Origin of the sequence: Paenibacillus sp. FSL M8-0142 (assembly GCF_038597315.1) — a bacterium.
GTDB classification, from domain to species: domain Bacteria; phylum Bacillota; class Bacilli; order Paenibacillales; family Paenibacillaceae; genus Paenibacillus_AQ; species Paenibacillus_AQ lactis.
On the sequence record NZ_CP152008.1, the window covers coordinates 5,412,421 to 5,432,805 of the forward strand.

Here is a 20,385-nt window from a genome sequence, read left to right on the forward strand (position 1 = left end):
CATCCTGAAAAATATAAAAAGCAGGACGTATACCGTCCTGCTTGATCATCACCGTTTCTACCATTCATGTTACCCTTTTAACCTATTCAGCAATCGTATCGCATCCGTTTCCTTAGACAACGCACTGACCAGTGCCGGCTGCTCACTGATGCGCGACAATTCCTTGAACAGCTGCCGCATCTCTTTTCGCTCATCATGCTGGATCGCAAGCAAGAACACAAGCTCTACCTTCTCGGTCCCCCAGGTAATCGGCTGCTTCAACGTAACGACAACGATGCAGGACTGTGTAACCCACTCCGAGCCGCCATGAGGGATGGCAATGCCTCCTCCTATCGTCGTAGCAGACAGTTTCTCACGTTCCAGCACACTTTCCGTATACCCGGCCTGGACATACCCTTTGTCCACCAGCATCTGCGCAAACTTGGAGATTAACTGTTCCGGACGCTCTAGCTCCTGCTGAGGAAAGATGAGAAAAGGTGTCGTATATTTCAAAAAAACCGATTCCTCAGCCGCCCTGCCGTCCGGCTCATCAAGCCGACGGATCGCTTGCTCCAGCTTTCGCTCGTCACTGTCCTCGAGCAGAGGGGAAACGAGGATATGAGGTATTTTTAGCTTGGGCAGATCAACGGTCGTAATGACAAGATCCACCTCATGAGCTGCCAGATAATCCTCAACTTCCGCTTTGGACATCGTTGTCTCTACATGCACGGACGGGAATCTCCGCTCCACCTTCGCGAGAAGGAGTTGGGACATCCCTACCCCCATATGACACACGATAATGACCTTTTGAGGGTGACTTTCATTCTGGTGAAGCCGCTCCACGGACGCCTGAAAATGCAGCGTCAAGTACGCGGCCTCCTCTTCGGGAAAATACAGCTGGAACGCTTCCCCTACCTCTTCCAGTGCCATAATGACCCGATCGAACATATACGGGTACATCTTTTTGATCTCAGCCAGCATCGGGTTGGACACAGGCAGACCATAATGAAGACGGTTCATGGTCGTGTACAAATGCAATTTTAACCCGTTCAGCAATACGGGGTCCCTGGAGAAAGGAAGCATATTCAGCTCCGACATCCGCTGGGTCAGCTGCTCAACCAGGCGGGGCAAGAGGGGGTGGCTGTCTGCCAGATCGCTTCGTCCAACGCCCTCATTCTCCTGCGTGTATCGGATCTTCCCGCCAAGCAGGTGCAGGGTTAGATAAGCGGTTTCCTCCTTGGAGAAAGGGACGGCAAACAGTTTTTGCAGCTGCTTCAAAAAGTCCGTCGCCCATGCAAATTCCGTTTTGTTTCCCAAAAAGGCCATGTCCTGATCAGAGAGCGAAATCGGCTGACCCAGCTTGGTCCGTTTGACCATGAGCAGAATATGCAGCATCAGGCTTTCAAAGGTTTCATCGGTGAAGCGGAGCTGATGCTGCTTTTGCAGCGCCTTCAACTCATGGGACACGGCTGCAATCTCGTGCGGTTCAAACTGGTTACGCATCATCTGTCCCGTCAACTCCGGACGGTTGATCAATTGGTTCAGCCGCGCCAGCGCCATCCGTTTGTTCTTCTCCGTACCCTCAATCATGAAGCCTACGCGCTGCTTCGTCACTAAACTCAGATCAAAGCTTCGCAGCCAGTCCGCAATCTTGTCCATATCCCGTCGGATAATCGCCTTGTTCACGTAAAACGGCGAAGCCAGGTTCTGCAGGGTTACGGGCTTCGCGTTCATCAAGAGCCGATATGCCAGGTGCAGCACCCTTCCCTCATCGGATTCATCCTCGCCGGTACGCTCGTTGGAATACAAACGGTGGAACAAATCAGCCCGATCCGCTTCTCCAATCTCCAGATAGACGCCAAGTCCCGGCCTTTTCACCAGACGGCCACTGGAGTGCTTAACGATATATTCTTCAATCACCTTCAGATCGTTACGGATCGTCTTCTCCGAGCACTCGGTCTGATCCGCGAGATCCTGAACGAGCCATTGGCGGTTCGTTTCCATTAACAAGTTGCGAAAAATCTCTTTTTGCCTGTTATTCATTCCGGTCTCCTATTCAGCTTATTGGGAGAGCTCACGCTTCGTAGAGCAGGTACATCGTCCTACGTATATCATATCCGGGTCGCTATGGCAATCTGAACGGGGACGTTACACGGGAAGGGAGCTATAAAAGGGCTTGTTGACAGGAAAACGGAGCGAGCGGTAAACCAAACAAGGATGCCTCAAAAGTCGGCACCCTTGTTCTTGATCCGCTTATAATCCTCGTACAACTTAAGAAATCCCTTCGGCTCCTCGGCGTATCTTTCCCATAAAAGCCTCCACAGCCTCCTGCGCCGACGCCGCTCCCGTCACGGCGGATATCACCGCGACGCCATCCGCACCCGCTCCAATCACTTCCTCCACGCGCTCCACGGTAATCCCGCCAATGCCAACGATCGGCAATCGGATTCCAGCTTCGCGCAGCTCACGGAGAATTGCCGGGCCTTGCGCAGCCTTGGCATCATCCTTTGAGCGGGTCGGATAGATCGGTCCGATGCCAAGATAATCGGCACCATGGAGGATCGCGCGCCGGGCTTCCTCCACCGTATGCGCCGAGACGCCCAGCATCCGGTTGCCGATCCGTTCACGTACCGAAGCCGCAGATTCGTCGTCCTGGCCGATATGCACGCCGTCGGCGTCCAGCTTCAGTGCCAGCTCTACATCGTCATTGACGATGAAGGGTACGCGTGCTTGCCGGCACTGCTCCTGGATCCGGCGAGCCAGCCGGAGCATCGGCTCCCCGTTGAGGGCTCCAAGTCCCTTCTCACGAAATTGGACCATGGTTGCGCCTCCAGCCAACGCCTCCTGCACGACCAAGCTAGGCTCGACGATGCAGTTCACGCTGCCGAGCACGAGGTACATCCGCAGATGCCGCCTCATCATCTCAGGTGCCACTCTGCCTGTCATTGCAGCACCTCCTGACGGCGGCGATTGTATGCCCAATGATTGGTCGGGCCCTGTCCCTGCCCCAAGTTTAATCCGTCCTCAATGGCCGCTTGAATGAATAAACGCCCGCTCTGAATCGCATCGAAGGCGCTCAAGCCCTGGGCCAGACCTGCCGTAATGGCTGCAGAGAACGTACAGCCGGTCCCATGCGTATGAACGGTGTTCACGCGCTTGGCGCTGAGTTCCGTAAAGCCGGTGCCGTCATATACCAGATCCACCACCTGATCTCCATCCTCCTCGAAGCTGCCATGACCGCCCTTGATGATGACGATCCGCGGACCGAGCCCGCCGATGCGGCGAGCCGCTTCCCGGCAGTCATGCCTCGTGCGGATTCCCATTCCCGCCAGCACCTCCGCCTCCGGAATATTAGGCGTCACCACCATCGCCAAGGGAAGCAGCTCCCGCTTTAGTGCATCAACCGCTTCAGTACGCAGCAGCTCCGCACCGCCCTTGGCGATCATCACGGGATCGACAACGACGTTCTCCCAGCCAAACGACCGGATCTTAGCGCTGACCAGGCGGATAACATCCGCATGAAACAGCATCCCGGTCTTTAAGGCGTCCACGCCGATATCGCCGCCCACCGCCTCGATCTGCTCCGCCGCCGCTTCCGGCGGGAGCGGATAGACGCCATGGACGCCCAATGTATTCTGCACCGTTACTGCAGTCAATGCCGACATGCCGAATACGCCCAGCTCCTGGAACGTCTTCAGATCCGCTTGAATGCCTGCGCCGCCCCCGCTGTCGGAGCCGGCAATCGTCAGTGCTCTCGGAATCCGCGCGTCTGTCATCGGGACATGCTCCCTTCCGTCAGGATGTCCGCTTCGCGGACCGATGCGTGCCCTTCGAGCGAACCGGAGTGGAGCTTTGCAAGCTCATCCAGGAAGGCGATCTGGAAGCTGCCCGGCCCGAGTCCGGCCGTTTGCTCGGCCGCGCGGGCGGCTGCTGCCCCATAGAAGGCAAGGCCAGCCGTCCCCGCCAGCAGCAAATCCGGCTCCACAGCGGCGAAGGCCCCGAGCACGGACGTGAGCAGGCAGCCCGCCCCGGTTACTTTCGTCAGCATCGCATGCCCGCCGCGAATGATTCGCGCCGAAGCACCGTCGCTAATCACGTCCTCCTCTCCAGTGATAGCCACCACCGTATTTAGCCGCTGTGCAGCCCGCAGGGCCAGCTCTAAGTTCCCGCCGGACGCAGAGTCGTCTGCATCGACCCCCTTGATCACCCGGACTTCGCCGATCAGATTGGCAACCTCGGCCGCATTGCCCCGCACCAGGGAAACCTTCACTTCACGCAGGATCCGCAGCGCAGAAGCGGTCCGAAACGGCGTTGCCCCCGCTCCTACCGGATCGAGGAGGACCGGGACGCCATGCGTATTGGCGGATTGCCCGGCAAGGATCATCGCATCCACTTGTTCGCGGGACAGCGTGCCGATGTTGAGCACGAGCGCTCCGGCAATTTGGACCATATCCGCCACCTCGTCGGGGGAATATGCCATTACCGGCGACGCGCCCAGCGCGTATAAGCCGTTGGCCGTAAAATTCGTAACCACCACATTGGTCATGTTATGGACAAGAGGCTTCTGCTGCTGCACCTTCGTTAAAAGCCCCGCAAGCTCCGAATCCCATGTATTTCCGCTCATTGCCATCATCCTTTCCCATTCTTTTCTTGGTTTTTGGCATATGACATACGACATATGAAACCCATAATCTCATCTCAACCCGAATTCTGATTCATTCTCAAAATGCATGACCTTTCGTTACCCCTGTCTGTCCCATAACTCAAATGCTCAGCGCCCATACCCCGTGGCATCGACCAACGGCTGGAACGGCACGGGCCATTCCTCCTGCTTGTAAGCCATGTCCCAGAACATATACTCCAGCTGGCAGCTCAGCATGAAATGCTCGCGCATCCGCTCGCGCTCCTTCATCGTCGCTCCTTCCGCCCACGCATCCACACGGCCAAGGAACTTCCCTGCCGCATCCTCTCCGCGATTCCCGTAAAAATGAATCCATTCATGGAACGGATGGGTGCGATCCGGCTTAACTTCATCCAGCAGTCTGCGGCCGATCTCATAATACGTCCACGGACAAGGAAGCAGGACCGCCATAATTTCGCCGAGGGTTCCCTCATGCGCAACGGTCAGCATGTGACGGATATAGTGGTGCGCAGACGGTGCAAGAGGGTAGCCCTGGAGCTGCTCATAGTTCACTCCCGCGACCGAGCAGAAATTTTGATGCGGATGCACCTCGCTGTTGAGGATAAACGCAATCTGTTCGTTGAACGCCGCCATATCCTCCCGGCTCGTGCACTTGGATATGGCGACGCCATAAATGCGAATGTAGGCATTCAAATACTCGAAGTCCTGCTTCACATAGTGAATCAGCTGTTCGCTGTCCAGCTTCCCGGCGGCAATTCCCCGCACGAAGGGATGGTTTACGATCGCCTCAAAAATTCCGTCCGCCTGCTGGCGAAGCTCTTGGGTAAACGTCATGGTTTCCCCCACCTCCATCTTGAAATGAAGAGCAGGAAGTCCTCCTAGCGACCCGGCAATCCCGGAATCCGGGCAATCCTGGCATTGGCAGCCAAGCATCCGTTACATGTCCCACAAACCTACGCATACCGTGCATCCTTTTCATAATGGTAACGGCTGCATCCGGGATCCGGCAGCCGTTGTACCCGGCTACATGAGCATATCCGGCATCCCTTTATGTACACGGCATATGGCAACCTTGCATGCTGCTAGCTCGTACTCGTGCGCTATCGTGCTGGGCAACGAATATGCAGAAAATTTACGTTCTTCGGAGCATGACAAACAAAGCCGCCCCGAAAAACGGAGCGGCTTCAGCAATAGTCCTCTTGCCCGGCAGAAGCAGGAGCAAAAAGGACTCTATCCGTGAAGGCTCCACTTTCCTACGCTAGTACGAACTAGATCAGGTTCAAAGGGTCCAAGATACGCTCTTGTCTCAGCCGCTGACGGCTCCCCTAGTGGACTTCCTATTCTATTGACTATTACTGTACATAGGTTTAGCGGTGGTGTCAAACGTTTCCGTGTTTGCTACAATACTCGGTAGATATAACCCCCTAACCCCCTTATTCCAGAAAAAGGTGACCGTTCATGCTTTCATTCGCAAATGCCATCAATTGACCGATGCTTACCTTATTGAAGCGGTATTGTCATTTCGAGCTCTTTCAGGAAAATAGGTTTTTTGTATTCATGGGTGACAAAGACTGGCTGTTGATCCGAATTTAAGGCCGGGAATTCGGTTACGTAAGCATTATTTTTGGCATCAATTAACCTCGTCTTCGTTTCCTCGGAAGGAATGATGTACATGTCCCATGGGTAAAAATTGTACTTGCCTTCCAAATCCTCGAGGATCAACTCGGTTTGCTGAAGGGGGTCAGTGACTTCTTTCCGGTAATGTACGATCGTCTTATCTTTTAAGCGTTCCACTTTCGTCACTAAGAGGCGGCCTAATTCCCCTTGAGGAATAATTAGAGGATGATCGGTCGACGGTTCATGCTTCATCGGCACTCTAATTCCATATACCGGCACATCCCCGCGCAAATACGGACGGAACGTAATGGACTTCGGCGTAACAAGAGGTAATTCAAATCGAAAGGTTCCTAACTGAACATGTGTACCGTCTTCGACGTAGCCATCTCCATCCATCTCATAAGGTTTGAACTCCATTCCAGTATCAGTAATAGCTAGGATATCATACATGGGATCTTGCGCTTTAGCTGCCGGCCGCCTGTATACTAGCTCCACGTCCATCGTACCCGTACCGGATTTAAAGCCTATTTTCTTAATCAGCAGGGTGGTTTCTCCATCCGTTGCACTCCTCATCGGCATCCATGATTTCGTTCCGGAAACGGTCTTTTTAATGGGAATTGAAAAATCCCAATGACCTTTAACTCCGTCCACGTTTGCTACCTCGATCGTTAGTTCGAATTCATCCGGTAACTTCTGTTTGAATGGCAGCAAGCTGATTTGTCCAATTCCTGTTTGGCTATCAATAGGTAGAGGACCGCTGCCACCGACACGGTCTGCGTATGGCTTGCCGTCAATTTTGAATTTGATTCCGTCTATGAAACCATGCCTACCGGAGAATCCATCCTCAACCTGTTGTATATAACCGATGGAGAGACGATCACCGTCATACATCACCTCTTGAATTTGCAGCGTAATCCCGTTGTCGCTCACAGCTTGCAAGACTTGCGCCGTCATTCCATTTTCAGAAGCTGTTTTCAAGGCTGTTTCGCGAACGTACTGGTGCAGCTCCTGACGCTGGAAAACAGAACCTACGAACGGTATTTCTTGTAGTACGGATGCCATAATAGGGGAGACGAAGCCGCTGCCGAGTATCACTGCACAGGCCACAAGGGTTCCGACTGCGGTTAGCGACAAGCGGCGGATAATCCGCTGTGAGCGGTTATTATGAAGCATGCCTGTACAATCCTCGCTGCTAACACTGTACCGCACACGCTCCATCAAACGGTCTACATCGGTCTCCATTGATTCATAGGATCGTTTCGCATTCTGAATCTGTTGGTCGATCATGAACTCCTGCCTCCTTTAGCGATCGGTTAAGTTTTGCTCTTCCTCGTGCCAGTCTAGATTTCACCGTTCCTGTCGGCACGCCGGTAATGTCTGCGATTTGCTGGACGCTCAGCTCTTCAAAATAGTGAAGGACGATGGGAATGCGCATAATCAGCGGCAATCGTAAAATCACTTCATACATCTCGTTGCTCGTTGCCAAACGCAGAACGGTCTCCTCCGTACTAACGGACAATCTTTCGGGAAGAAGATTGGTTACGATCTCGCGAAAACTTCGTCGCTTTGCCATTTTGCACTCGTTTATGACGATCTTCGCCAGCCAAGGAAAAGGATCTCGCAGCTGATCAAACGTCCCCATCGCATAATATGCTTTGATGAATCCGTCCTGGACGCGGTCATCGGCTTCGGCCTTGCTGTGAGTCAAGGTATACGCAAGCCTGTACAATCGGTTCGTATACTTCTCCATCCAGTCCCTTAGTCTTTCTTCCTGCTCCACGAATCTCACGCTCCTTTCACAGGTAATATGCAGATCAACCGCTGTCGGTTCCCAAAGCGCTCAGAAAAGCAGGGGCTTGCGCTAGTCTAATTAACTACAGGGCATATTTTTGAAAGAATAGAATCTGGATCATACGTCGGTTCAAGTTGCGGAAAAAAGTCAGGAAAAATGGCGAGATATTCCTTTTCACACCATCGAACCGTCCAATTGTTACCCGGTGGCAATGCTTAGTGTTTGACGAATGCGAAAACACTGGACAAACGAAAGCAGCCTGTTGAGCGGACTCAACAGGCTGCTTTTACTAGTATCCCATCATACTCTCTATATAAAATGGGGGCAGGACACGATTTATTTCTCCAAGCCGTAAAATTCATACAGCTGATCAATCATCAGGTTTGCCGCCAGAATGCCACCTGCGGTGTTCCAAATCGCGTCATCGACCTTATGGGCTTGACCGTTCTTAACGACGTTCAGGTTTTTCCACAACGGATCGTTGACCCATTCCTGCTCGGTCTGGTTGGCGCCGCCGTCGCCGGTTTCGTACGTGAAGTAGAACAGTCTGTCGGCATCCACCTCAGGAAGCCGCTCCTTCGTGATCTCGTCCACGAAATTGTCCTTCGCGTTCTTCGTCATCTCATTACGTGCGATGCCGATCTGATCGAAAATAACCCCCGAGAAGGTGTTCGTATGGTAAACGCGCGTCTTGCCGGCCATGAAACGCACCACAGAGACGGTCTCATCCAGCTTGCTACCGGCTTTCTCCTTGAAATCCTGAATACGCTGGTCGTACGCCGCGAGAAGCTCTTCCCCTTCGCTTACCTTGTTCACTGCCTGTGCGTAGAGCTTGAAGTTGTTCTGCCATTCTCCGCGAAGATCCTCCGCAAATACCGTCGGCGCGATCGCCTTCAGCTGCTCATACACTTTCTCCTGACGCATTTTGTTGCCGATGATCAGGTCAGGCTGCAGTCCGGCAATCAGTTCAATGTTAGGCTGGCTCTCCTCGCCGACCACGGTAACGCCTTCCATCTGGTCTTTAATATGCGGGTACCACGGATCGCCTGTCCAGGATTTAACGGCGCCTACCGGCTTCACGCCCAGTGCGAGCAAGGCTTCCGTTCCTTCGTTCGTAAGGACGACCACTTTTTGCGGCGTGCCCTTGATCGTTTCGGTTCCCATCGCATGCACCACTTCGTACGAATCGCCGGATGCACCGGAGCCGTTATTCGCAGGAGCCGTTCCGCTTTCTTCGTTCGATGGCTGGCTTGCATTATTCTGCGTTCCATTCGATCCGCAGCCTGCGAGTATGACAACCATAATAAGCGCCAGCAAGCTCCATTTCAGCCCTCGGCCCGGTTTCTTAGCTGTTCCTTGTCCCATTCCTATCGTAATCCCCCTCGTATCATTTCCGCTTTATTGAAAATCATTATCACTTACCGATTCAAAACTATAACGGTTTCCAGCAAAAATATCAATATATTTTTTGAGAATGATTATCAAGTTCATTGACAGATCGGCTCCCTTTCACCTAAAATTCATATGAACTTAATAATCCATGAACTTAAGAAAGTGAGTATATATGCGCTTACTCGGACTATTGATATCGCTGCTGGCGCTTGCCGCCGCGATGATGGGCAGCATCGCGTTCGGCGTAACGAACATTCCGCTAACGGAAGTATGGAACTCGTTCGCTCACTATAATGGCGGCAACGAGCATCTCATCATCCTGACCGCAAGGGTTCCCCGGGCACTCATCGCAGCAGCCGTAGGGGCGAGCCTCGCAGTCGCAGGCGCGTTGATGCAGGTCATCACCCGCAACCCTATTGCATCGCCCAGCACGCTAGGCGTGAATGCCGGTGCAGCCTTCTTCATTATTATGGCCGCAGGCTGGCTCGGGGTTGACGGGCTGCAAGCATTTACCTTGGTGGCCCTGATCGGCGCCGCTGTCAGCGGAGGCATCGTATTTATGCTCGGCAGCATCGGCCGTGACGGCATGACCCCGGTCAAGATTACGCTGGCAGGCGCCTCCATGGCCGCATTCTTCCACTCCTTGACCCAAGGACTGATGCTCTCCGACGGTAAAATGTTCGACCAGGTGCTGATCTGGCTCGTTGGATCGGTTGCCGGTCGGGACTTGAACCAACTGAACGCCGTCTGGCCTTACATGGCGGCAGGTATGCTGATCGCCCTCCTGCTCGGGCGGCATCTAAACGCGCTCTCCATGGGCGATGACATCGCGCAAAGCCTTGGACAGAAGACCGCGCTTATCAAGCTGCTTGCTGCGGCCGCAGTCATTCTGCTGGCTGGCGGATCTGTTGCCGCCGCCGGACCGATTGCATTCATTGGCATTATTATTCCGCATATCGTGCGCTATTTTATAGGAAATGATTACAGATGGATCTTGCCCTACAGCGCGGTGCTCGGCGCCATCCTGCTGGTAACGGCCGATCTGGGCTCCAGGTATATCGCGATGCCGAAGGAAGTTCCTGTCGGCGTTATGACGGCAATCATCGGTGTGCCGTTCTTCGTGTACATTGCCAGGAAAGGAAGGCGAACATCATGAGCAAGCACCGCATCCTCCGTGGAGGAAAGGCCGGCATCTCATTCATGCTGGAGCGAAGAACCGTCTGGGTATCCCTCATCCTGCTTGCCGTATGCTTCATCGTCATTGTGGTTAGCACGGGCATGGGAAGCCAGCCCATATCGCCGCTGAACGTCATCAAAGCGCTGGCGGGCAAAGCCCCGCCGATGGAGCAGGTCATCGTCATGAAGCTCCGGCTGCCACGGGTGATCATCGCCGTGCTGATCGGGGCGGCGCTGGCTGTAGCCGGCGCCATCCTGCAGGGCGTAATCCGCAATCCGCTCGCCTCTCCTGACGTGATCGGCATGACGGAAGGCGCATCGCTCGGCGCGGTGCTGTTCATCTTCCTGTTCACCGGAACCGTATCGATTCACTGGATGCCGCTGTTCGCAATCCTCGGCGCCTTCCTCATTACCGGGCTGCTGTACGTGCTGGCCTGGAAAGGGGGCGTATCGCCGCTTCGTCTCGTGCTGATCGGCATCGGGGTGTCTGCGGCGGTCAAATCGATCTCGTATATGCTGATCATCTCCGGCCCGCTCCAGCTGGCCGATCGCTCTCTTACTTTTATGGCAGGCAGCATATATGGAATGTCCTGGGATAAGGACGTTATGACGCTGCTGCCATGGGTAGCGGTCCTTCTGCCGGTGACCTGGCTGCAGGCCCGCAATGTGAACATCCAGGCACTCGGGGACGATGTTGCCAGCAGCGCGGGCGCCCATGTGCAGAAGCAGCGCCTGCTGCTGATCGGCTTAAGCGTGGCGCTTGCCGGGGCGGCTGTCTCCATCGGAGGCGCGATCGCCTTCATCGGCTTGATGGCCCCGCATATGGCCCGCAGGCTGGTCGGACCTTCCTTCGGCAGCCTGCTGCCGGTAAGCGCCCTGATCGGCGCGATCGTGCTGCTTGCCGCCGATCTGGTGGCGCGGACGGCGTTTCTGCCGCGCGACGTTCCGGCCGGCGTATTCACCGCCGCCATCGGGGCGCCGTTCTTCCTCTATTTGCTGTACCGCAATCGGAATCGGTTTTAATATAAAAAAAAGGAGCTGACATGATGAGTGCACTCGAAGCGAAAGGATTGAGCCTCTCCTATGGGGGCGACTACATCTTTGAAAATTTGGATTTGACCGTGCCCGTAGGTAAAATCACCGTGTTCATCGGCAGCAACGGATGCGGCAAATCGACGCTGCTGCGCTCCATGGCCCGGCTGCTGAAGCCGCAGCGCGGCGCGGTCGTGCTCGACGGCGCCGACATTGCCGGCATGTCGACCAAGGATGTGGCCCGCAAGCTGGCCATCTTGCCCCAGGGTCCGACGGCACCGGAAGGGCTGACCGTCCTGCAGCTCGTCAAGCAGGGACGCTACCCTTACCAGAGCTGGCTTCGCCAATGGTCGCCTGAAGACGAGAAGGCCGTCATGGCAGCTCTTGAGTCGACCGGACTTACGGGCCTTGCCGATCGAACGGTGGATTCGCTATCCGGCGGGCAGCGTCAGCGGGCCTGGATCGCGATGACGCTTGCGCAGGAGACGCCGCTGATTCTGCTGGATGAGCCTACGACGTATTTGGACCTGACGCACCAGATCGAGGTGCTTGATCTGTTGTACGAACTGAACGTGCAGGAACAACGAACCATTGTCATGGTGCTGCATGACATCAATCTGGCCTGCCGTTACGCCGATCATATTGTCGCCATCCGGGACGGCAGCATCAAGGCGATGGGAAGACCGGAGGATATTATCTGCTCCGAGCTGATGCAGACGGTGTTCCAGCTGCCGTGCGAGATTATTCCCGACCCGCTGTACGGGACGCCGATGTGCGTTCCGCATGGAAAGGGCCTTCGCCGGACGCAAACCGCCTCGTCTGCTCCAGAGGAGACGGAACGGCTCCGAGAGCTGACAACCGCATAGCAACCGAAATGCACGGGGCTGTATTCCTCACCGAAGTCGTGAAGGTGAAGGGAAACAGCCCTTCTTTATGGAATTATCTGTATGGGATATTCGACACAAACCAGTTCAACAAACAATAAGGTGGCGTATATGCTGAAAGAACCTATAATTACGCCGGCTCGAATGCTCGGCTCTAGCTTAGCTGCAGGCAGCCTTCTGGGGATATACCTTAAATTCATCGAGCATTTCACTTCATTCAACGTGTATACGCTGCTTCTGAACGTCGATTATATCCCCGGCCTAAATCGTCTGGAGCTGCCGGAATGGGTGGAGTTTCTGCTCCATCTTGCGATTTCCGTCCTGCTTAGCGCTGTGCTGGCTCAGATTCTGCGCATGCAGCTTTTGCCGCCTGCACGAGCCTTCACCTTTGTCGCAGCCGCCTGCACCGGTGTGGGCGTTCTGCTCTACCCGACAACGGCATTATCCGATCGGACGCCGGAGCTTACCGATCCGGTCTCTTTCCTGCTGTGGCTGTCCGGCCACTTGCTGTATGGGGTTGTATTGGGGAGGCTATTGGCGGGTGCACGGGCACGCACGCGCTTGGAGTAAACAACGCGAATAAGCCGCCCCGAAACGGGACGGCTTCTCTATATTTCCGTAAGACTGCTTAACGCCCTACAGACAAATCCTGATCCTCATGGCTTTCTTCTGCATCCTCGGAATCCAACTGGTCACCGGAGGCCGCTATGCCATCCATAAAATCTTGAATCTGTCCGCTATTGCGGGTCAGGGTTGCTACGGCAACCTCATGCTTCTTCGCAATGTCGGACTTCGTCACGGAGATGTTAAGCAGTGAAGTCGCAATATATTCTAATGCACTGGCGTATCCGCCTGGCTTGCGGTACTTCGGATTGGCTTCCCTGGAGAAGTTATTCCAGACGATCAGCAGGCTGAACACTTGAAACAGCTGCTCCTCGCTCTTAAGCTCGTAATCCCGGCAAATCTGCGGAAATAACGACTCGGCGAGCTCACGGTGCTCGTCCGCATTCCAGTCCATCCAATCCAGCTTATCGTGAATCATCTGGCGCAGCTGGTCAGCCTTTTGCTGTGGTACGGATGCAGCTCTGGTACCAGGGAACGGAATGACCTTACCTTGGATCGTGCGTTGATCCTTCTCAAGACAACATCTTTTGTACTTATTCCCGCTTCCGCAGTGACATAGATCGTTTCTTCCTAGCTTTTTCATTTCCTAGCTCCTATTTAGATGATTTCTTCTATTATACATGGAAAAGCTCGAAAAGCGCACCTCTACCTGTAAAATGCTCATGCATGCTTCCCGTTCCTCCCCTGATTCATCTCCTAAAGGGATAGTCCTTTACGCTCAGAGACGAATGGCCGGGGCGAATAGCAAAAAAAACGCGGGTTGCTTCGTGGAAAGCCGCGCTCTATTTTATTATTCTATAATATTTCATTTTATGCAAGTAAGAAGTAACAAATTTGTAAAAACTTATCCCTTCCCATGATTTACATACTTCATTTCGGAGCAAGCAGCCTTGGTTATGTAAGAAAACCGAAGCCAGCCCCCGTGATGGAGACAGCTTCGGCTTGATCTAATTAATAACCGAGCGCGGTTTTCGCTTCCTTCCACTTCGCGTTCAGCTTGTCGAACGCTGCCTGCAGATCCTCGGCCACGACATATTCCTGTACATAGTCGCCGGTTCCGATGCCGATCTGGGCTTTATTCGCAATCTCGTTAAACTTCGGATCGGTCGCCTCACTCTCGATGAGGGTCGGATTGAACGACTGGAATTCAGCCAGCTGCGGAATGGTGGACTCGGCCGTCTTGATAATCGGCATAAAGCCCGAATCTTCCACGTAGCCGGATTCTTTCACGAAAAATTCCACCCACGCGGTTGCCAGCTCCTTGTTCTCGCTGTCCTTGCTGACTGCAACGAAGTAGTCCGAGCCAAGCGGTGCGTTATACTTGCCGCTGTTGTCGTAAGGGAGCGGGAAGAACCCGATGTCCTCTGAAGCGGCGCCTGCGCCGATCACCTGGGGAATGACCCAGTTGCCAAGGAAATACATCCCGGCTTTGCCGGCAGCCATTTCCCCTTTCGAAATCTCCCAGTTATTCGTGTACAGATCCTTCTCTACCCACTCCTTCTGCACGAAGGTACGTGCAATCTGGGCCAGCGTGCCCCATGCATTATCAACCTGGAACGGAGCCTCTTCCGATACCAGCTTCGAGTGATATTGCGGATCGCCTGCCACATACCATGCCGAGTTATCGGCCCAGTTGCCCATCGTCCACTGAGCGCCGAAGTTCATGTAGAGCGGAATGATATCGGCTGCCTTCAGCTTCTCGGCCGCGGCATAGAGCTCATCCAGCGTCCCCGGAACCTTGTCGATCCCGGCAGCCTCGAACGCTTTTTTGTTATACACGATCCCTTGCGTATTCACGCCGGTCGAAATCCCGTAACGCTTGCCTTCGAACAGCGTGTTGTCCGCGAAATACACGTTCTCGAACATCGCATCCGGCAGCGGCTCAAAATATTTCGGATACTCCGAGGTTGCAAGGCCGGTCGGAATCATGAGCACGTCACCGGCTTCTCCGGTCGTCAAACGTACCTGGATATCCTGGGCGTAGTTCGTCAAGCCTTCGAATTCGATTTCGGCCTTCGGATACTTGGCTTTAAAAGCCTCCTCATACTTATCGAGCGTTCCGTCATTCACAAGATCCGTACGGTGCGTCAGCACCTTTAGCTTGCCGCCAAGCTCGGTCGCTCCCTCCGTGCCGGCCGTTTCGCTGCCCGTGCTCGCACCAGGCGTCGTGCCCGCATCATTCGCTTTGTTGCCTCCGCAGGCGGCCAATATGGATGATACGGTAAATAACAGAAGCAGCAGCATTGTCAGTCTGTTCTTCATTTGTCTCTTCCCCCTGTACTTTGTAATGATCCGGCGTCTCCCAAAAAGGGAATGCCGATATTGTTATCGCTTACAACTCAAATATTAATAGCTAACAAGAACAAAACAAATGAAGTACATTTGTTTTTATTGTCATAAATTATGCTAACCTATGATTATTTTGTTAGGCGGGGATTCTATCGATCATACCGACTCCCGACAGCGTGCCTCTTCCCAAGCAAATACCGCACCGCATGCGCCAGAAGCTGCATGCGATGCGGTTCACTTCACAAAGCAATAAACCTATTTAAACTTGCGTGTTATCGAGCATCGGAACTCTCACCGGCTTCCAATGCCAGGGAGCCGCTTGCGTAGAAGCGCCGCACCGTTCCGGCCGCGCGTTTGCCGTACATGCAATAATCGTCGTTCTCCGAAGCCTCCTGCGCGTCGTACAGCCGGGCCGGCCAGTCCCACAGCATATATCCCTGCATCCAGTCCCGCTGTGCGCATGCAGCGAACATCGCTTCATAGTACCGCTCCTGCTCCGCTTCGGACGGCCCGCCCGGCAGCGACCAGTCATTCGGCCGGGCCGCGGAGCCTTCGCGGCTCGGGCATCCGGCTTCCATGAAGAAGAAAGGCTTGTTCCACTTTTTGACCGTGTCTTCGATTCGGTCCAGCTGCGCTTCCCATTGATCGATCGGATAATAGCCGCTCGACGAGATGATATCGACCGCGTCCCACCAGGTCAGGCGATCCTCCTGGTACTTATCGCAATTATAGGTAATCAAGCCTCCATATACCGACCGGACATCCGCAATCAGGCACCGCCATTCGGCCTCGCGCTTATCGGCCTGTACCATCTCGCAGCCGATGCACAGCATTTCGCAGCCCTCTTCTTCGGCGATCACAGCATAGTGGCGGATGAACTCCCCGTAGGAACGGAACCATTCCGCCCAGCTTGGCTCGCCAGGCACCTCTTCATCGAAGAAGCTGATATGCGCCCGCCATGTGCCGTTGCCAACGTTGACGACCGGCTTCAGGCACACCTTCAGGCCAAGCTGCTTCGCCTTGCGGATCGCCCATCGGACCTCGTCATCCGTTACCGTCGGCTCCTCGCGAAACGGAATCTCCGTCGATTGCGGCGTTGCTTGCACGGCGGAAAGCGCGAGTGCTGTCCAGTTCACGTTCATCTCCGCCATTCGCTCCATGGAGAACTCCGCTTCAGGCCCGCTCCAGGTGCCCCGGATGCCGGTCCACCCCCATGTCATGCCGTTGACATACTCCGGCCATATCTTGTTTGTATTCATATTGGCACTCTCCCTCTCCGTTATGTCGTTTTTATCTCTTTTTTAGGCTCCGGCAAACCGGGTCTACGCTGTTCACAGCGGTATACAATTCATCATTTGGTTGGGTCCGGGAGGTTGGGGACTCGGCGTTAGCCTACGTCGAACTCTAGTGCGTCCATCCGTCACATCGAGCCCGTCGAACCCTAGTGCGTCCATATGTCACATCGCCCCGCCGAGCCCTATGCACCTATCCGCACCCCGGCTCGTCGAACCCTATGCAATCCATCCGTCACATTGGCTCGTCGAACCCTATGCACCTATCCGTCACATCGCTCCCACCGAGCCCTTTTTGATCCGTCACCGTCAGCCTTCCCCTAATTACTTGACCGCTCCGTTCGTCACGCCTGCAAAAATATACCGCTGCATGAACAAGAAAAGCACCACCGTCGGAATAAAGATAATCAGAATACCCGCTGAAATGACGTTCAGCTGCGCCGCGTTCGGACCGATGAAGGAATAAATCGCGGTGGATACCACCTTCAGATCCTGCTTCGGCATGTACAGATACGGCGTGTAGAAATCGTTATATATCGAAATGCTCTTCAGAATGATCAGCGTTGCCGTAGCCGGCGCAAGCAGCGGGAAGATGATGGAGCGATAGATTTTGAACAGGGATGCTCCCTCGATCATGGCACTCTCGTCAAGATCTTTAGGAATGCTGTTGACGAATTGGAGATAAATGACGATCTGGAGCACGTCCGCGCCCAAATAGAGCAGAATCGGCGCAAGCATCGTATTGTAGGCGCCCAGGCTTTGGATCACGCTGAACGTTGCGACCTGAGTCGTGACCATCGGGATAACCTGGGCTACAAGGTACATGCCCATGATCGCCTTTTTCAGCTTGAAATCAAAGCGTCCTACCGCATAGGCAACCATTGTTCCGAGCACGATGTTTCCCGCCACGGAAATGGCCAGAATGATCAGGATATTGCGGAAGCCGAGGCCCAGATCGCCAATGTCGATCACCCGCTTGAAGTTTTCCAGGTTGAAGAAATTGTCCGGCAGCGCAAGACCCGATTGATAATACTCCACCTGGGTCTTGAAGGCTCCCACCGCGATCGAGTAGATCGGGAAGAAGACAACGAACAGCGCAACCGCCAGCGTAAAATAATTAAAAATCGTCATTGCGATGGATCGTTCCCGCTTCATTCGCTTCTCCCCTCCCTAAACAACAGCTTCCGCTGAATGACGATAAACAGCAGCACCATGATGAGCAGCACGACCGCCATGGCCGAAGCCAGACCAAAGTTTTGATACTTAAACGCCGTATTCACCGTATGGATGACAAAGGTTGACGTATCGTTTGCGCCCAGCATCATGACAAACGGAATATCGAATGCCTCAAGCGCGCCCGTCAGGGTCAGGATGAGCATCAGCTCCAGTACGCCGCGGATGCTTGGCAGCGTAATATAGCGGAACTTCTGCCAGCCCAACGCGCCATCGATGGAAGCGGCCTCATAAAGATCGCCGGGGATGGACTGGAGCGCACCGATGAAGATCACCATGTTCAGCCCCATGTATTTCCACATGGAGATGAATGCCAGCGCGAAATTCACGATCCGCTTGTCGCCGAGCCAGCTCTGCTGCCAAGAATCCAGCCCGAGCGCGCCAAGGAGCGTGTTCAGCGAGCCGTATTCCATGTGGTACACGTTCTTGAACATGATCACCGTCGCGACGCTGTGCAGAACATACGGCAGAAACAGAGCTACGCGAAAGCCGTTTCTCCCCTTCAGCTTCCCGGTCAGAATGACCGCGAAATACAGGGCAAAGACGACCTGCACCAGACCGCCGCCCAAATAGTACAGATTGTTCTTCAATGTGCTGAACACTTCAGGCTTCGTAAATATTTCCACATAATTATCCAGTCCGATGAAATTCATATCCCAGCCGAGGCCGGTCCAATCCGTCAAGCTGTAATACAGCAGGGAAATCGCCGGATAATACGAGAAGGTCAGAGACAGGACAACAGGAATGGTGAGGAACCCGAACAGAATAAGATAGCGCTGTGTTTTATAACTGAAATTGAACAAGCTCCCTTCCTCGCTTTCTGCTTGAAGTGGTACCGATTTCATAATTATAAAAGACAGCATGCTGAAAAATAATAGATTCGGTTTCGTTTTATTGTCCTCATTTTAGATAACAATCACCTAACAAAGTCCCGGTATTCCTTCGGCGTTTTTCCCGTCATCTTCTTGAACACCTTCGTAAAATAAGCCGGGTCGGGGTACCCTACCCGTTCGCCGACCTTATACGTCTTCAGGCCGCGATCCTCTTTCAGCAGCCGCTTCGCCAGCGCGATCCGCTCGCTGATGATATAGTCCGTAATCGTCTCTCCCGTCTCGGTCTTGAACAGCTTGCTTAAATAGCTCGGCGTTAAGTAAACGAGATCGGCCAAATGCTGAAGCTCGAGCTCCTCGGTAAAATGCTGCTGGATATAAGCTTTGACCGTTTCAACGGCCCGGTGCTCAGTCTTTACCTGCTCCAGCAGACCTGCAAGCTTCTCTACCGCGCCCTTCAGCGCTGCGGCAAATGCACGCCAATCCTCGAACCGCCCCGGATCATGGGGCCATTCAACCTCATCCTTGGGAATCCCGCGGTGCACCAGCTCCTCCGAGCCATGGGCCGCAATCGCTGCGCACGCTTCTTTAAGCTCCGCCCACCCGGGTGCCAACGGTGCAACCTCATCCAGCCAGGCGCCGGCCAAATCCGGCAGTCGGGCATAATCGCCCCCGTGCAGAGCCGGAAACAGCTGCTTGTCCAGCAGCCGCACCAGGCGGTAGCGCTCCTCCGGCTGCCTCCGCGCCCCTTGCCCGTCCCCCTGGGCTCCGCATACCCGCCGTTCTCGGCTGTACCACGCCTGCTCCAACGAGCGCAGCGCTTCCTCGTAGGCCTGCGGTAGCCACTGGCTGCCGGAGAACACGCCGCTGATGCCCGCTTTGACTGCGGTTCCGGCAGGCAGCTGCTGCAGCAGCATCACCGAGCGTTCCCTGGCTATGCCGGCATGCTCGATGGGCCTCACCGGCAGGATCACGGCCCTTCGGCCGTCGATGCAGCCCACGATTCTGCGCTCCTCCCCCCACTCGGCGGTGAGATGCTCCAGTCCGGCGGGCGTCACCTCCGAGGAAGTCTGAAGCAGCAGTATGGCATAATAACCCCGGAACAAAGGCTGGCGGTCCAGTCTTGCGCACACCTCTTCGAAGAGATGCTCCGGCACCCTGTTCTCACCCGGACCCAGCAGGAAGCTCACCAGATCATCTGACTCGAGTCTTCGTTCGCTTCGCTCCTTCTGCACCATCTCAAGAACGTTCGCAAGCAGCTGATGCAGCTCCTTGATGTTGACCGGCTTCAGCAAATATTCCACGGCGCCCTGGCGCATGGCCGTCCGGGCGTACTCAAAATCGTTGTAGCCGCTCAGCACGGCGATTTTCGCGCCGCTCGCGAGCTCCCGCACGCGTGCCATCAGCTGTAGGCCGTCCATCTGCGGCATTTTGACATCGGTAATGACTAGGTCCGGCTGCAGCTCATGCATTCGGTCGAGCAGCTCCTGGCCGCTTGCGAACGTCCCGACGACACGGTAAGGCTCGCCCGCGTCCCGAATCAGCTTGCCCAGCCCCAGCCGAATTCGCTCCTCGTCATCCACCACAGCAATCGTAAGCATCC

18 protein-coding genes and 1 riboswitch are annotated in these 20,385 nt (G+C 54.6%); of the genes, 4 read left to right on the top strand and 14 right to left on the bottom strand.

Annotated features, from left to right (window positions below; translation table 11 throughout):
* Positions 1–69 precede the first annotated feature (69 nt).
* The 8 genes from NSQ46_RS24680 to NSQ46_RS24715 form a co-directional block, all read right to left on the bottom strand.
* On the bottom strand, positions 70–2,022 hold the full coding sequence (locus NSQ46_RS24680) for a BglG family transcription antiterminator (protein WP_342575088.1): 1,953 nt from the start codon (positions 2,020–2,022) through the stop codon (positions 70–72).
* A 228-nt stretch (positions 2,023–2,250) separates the two neighbouring features.
* Positions 2,251–2,925: a thiamine phosphate synthase gene (gene thiE, locus NSQ46_RS24685; RefSeq protein ID WP_342575090.1), complete on the bottom strand. Its 675-nt coding sequence runs from the start codon at positions 2,923–2,925 to the stop codon at positions 2,251–2,253.
* The gene (gene thiD / locus NSQ46_RS24690; RefSeq protein WP_210095379.1) at positions 2,922–3,755 is read right to left on the bottom strand and encodes a bifunctional hydroxymethylpyrimidine kinase/phosphomethylpyrimidine kinase; all 834 of its coding nucleotides are present in this window, start codon (positions 3,753–3,755) and stop codon (positions 2,922–2,924) included. Before thiD ends, thiE begins: the two co-directional genes overlap by 4 nt.
* Positions 3,752–4,612 (bottom strand): hydroxyethylthiazole kinase, encoded by an 861-nt coding sequence (gene thiM, locus NSQ46_RS24695; protein ID WP_342575091.1) that lies wholly within the window; start codon positions 4,610–4,612, stop codon positions 3,752–3,754. Before thiM ends, thiD begins: the two co-directional genes overlap by 4 nt.
* A 138-nt stretch (positions 4,613–4,750) precedes the next feature.
* Positions 4,751–5,455: a thiaminase II gene (tenA, locus tag NSQ46_RS24700; protein WP_144878187.1), complete on the bottom strand. Its 705-nt coding sequence runs from the start codon at positions 5,453–5,455 to the stop codon at positions 4,751–4,753.
* Between the two features lie 399 nt (positions 5,456–5,854).
* A riboswitch (TPP riboswitch) is annotated at positions 5,855–5,958 on the bottom strand.
* A gap of 163 nt (positions 5,959–6,121) precedes the next feature.
* Positions 6,122–7,525, bottom strand: a complete 1,404-nt coding sequence (locus NSQ46_RS24705) for a DUF4179 domain-containing protein (protein ID WP_342575092.1) — start codon at positions 7,523–7,525, stop codon at positions 6,122–6,124.
* Positions 7,485–8,018, bottom strand: a complete 534-nt coding sequence (locus NSQ46_RS24710; protein WP_028405431.1) for an RNA polymerase sigma factor — start codon at positions 8,016–8,018, stop codon at positions 7,485–7,487. Before NSQ46_RS24710 ends, NSQ46_RS24705 begins: the two co-directional genes overlap by 41 nt.
* A gap of 348 nt (positions 8,019–8,366) precedes the next feature.
* Positions 8,367–9,395: an iron-siderophore ABC transporter substrate-binding protein gene (locus tag NSQ46_RS24715; RefSeq protein WP_144878185.1), complete on the bottom strand. Its 1,029-nt coding sequence runs from the start codon at positions 9,393–9,395 to the stop codon at positions 8,367–8,369.
* A 199-nt stretch (positions 9,396–9,594) separates the two neighbouring features.
* On the opposite strand from NSQ46_RS24715, the gene NSQ46_RS24720 reads away from it, so the two are divergent.
* The 4 genes from NSQ46_RS24720 (at position 9,595) to NSQ46_RS24735 (ending at position 13,084) form a co-directional block, all read left to right on the top strand.
* On the top strand, positions 9,595–10,578 hold the full coding sequence (locus NSQ46_RS24720; protein ID WP_144878184.1) for an iron ABC transporter permease: 984 nt from the start codon (positions 9,595–9,597) through the stop codon (positions 10,576–10,578).
* On the top strand, positions 10,575–11,621 hold the full coding sequence (locus NSQ46_RS24725; RefSeq protein ID WP_341034288.1) for an iron ABC transporter permease: 1,047 nt from the start codon (positions 10,575–10,577) through the stop codon (positions 11,619–11,621). The genes NSQ46_RS24720 and NSQ46_RS24725 overlap by 4 nt, the downstream gene beginning before the upstream one ends.
* Positions 11,622–11,644: 23 nt before the next feature.
* Positions 11,645–12,496, top strand: a complete 852-nt coding sequence (locus tag NSQ46_RS24730; RefSeq protein WP_050954056.1) for an ABC transporter ATP-binding protein — start codon at positions 11,645–11,647, stop codon at positions 12,494–12,496.
* 129 nt (positions 12,497–12,625) lie between these two features.
* The gene (locus NSQ46_RS24735) at positions 12,626–13,084 is read left to right on the top strand and encodes a hypothetical protein (RefSeq protein WP_251536607.1); all 459 of its coding nucleotides are present in this window, start codon (positions 12,626–12,628) and stop codon (positions 13,082–13,084) included.
* Positions 13,085–13,142: 58 nt separating this feature from the next.
* Here the strand turns inward: NSQ46_RS24735 and NSQ46_RS24740 are convergent, their stop codons facing one another.
* The 6 genes from NSQ46_RS24740 to NSQ46_RS24765 form a co-directional block, all read right to left on the bottom strand.
* A complete protein-coding gene (locus NSQ46_RS24740) occupies positions 13,143–13,721 on the bottom strand; it encodes an SEC-C metal-binding domain-containing protein (RefSeq protein ID WP_007131211.1) in 579 nt (192 codons plus the stop codon).
* Positions 13,722–14,089: 368 nt separating this feature from the next.
* Positions 14,090–15,400, bottom strand: a complete 1,311-nt coding sequence (locus tag NSQ46_RS24745; RefSeq protein ID WP_210095372.1) for an extracellular solute-binding protein — start codon at positions 15,398–15,400, stop codon at positions 14,090–14,092.
* Positions 15,401–15,699: 299 nt separating this feature from the next.
* Positions 15,700–16,686 carry a 1,4-beta-xylanase gene (locus NSQ46_RS24750; RefSeq protein ID WP_210095371.1) on the bottom strand — a complete coding sequence of 329 codons (987 nt, stop codon included), beginning with the start codon at positions 16,684–16,686 and terminating at the stop codon, positions 15,700–15,702.
* Positions 16,687–17,043: 357 nt separating this feature from the next.
* Positions 17,044–17,874, bottom strand: coding sequence for a carbohydrate ABC transporter permease (locus NSQ46_RS24755; RefSeq protein ID WP_007131208.1), 831 nt, complete (start codon positions 17,872–17,874; stop codon positions 17,044–17,046).
* The gene (locus NSQ46_RS24760) at positions 17,871–18,755 is read right to left on the bottom strand and encodes a sugar ABC transporter permease (protein WP_342575097.1); all 885 of its coding nucleotides are present in this window, start codon (positions 18,753–18,755) and stop codon (positions 17,871–17,873) included. The genes NSQ46_RS24755 and NSQ46_RS24760 overlap by 4 nt, the downstream gene beginning before the upstream one ends.
* Before the next feature lie 113 nt (positions 18,756–18,868).
* Positions 18,869–20,383, bottom strand: coding sequence for a response regulator (locus NSQ46_RS24765; RefSeq protein ID WP_210095370.1), 1,515 nt, complete (start codon positions 20,381–20,383; stop codon positions 18,869–18,871).
* Positions 20,384–20,385 lie beyond the last annotated feature (2 nt).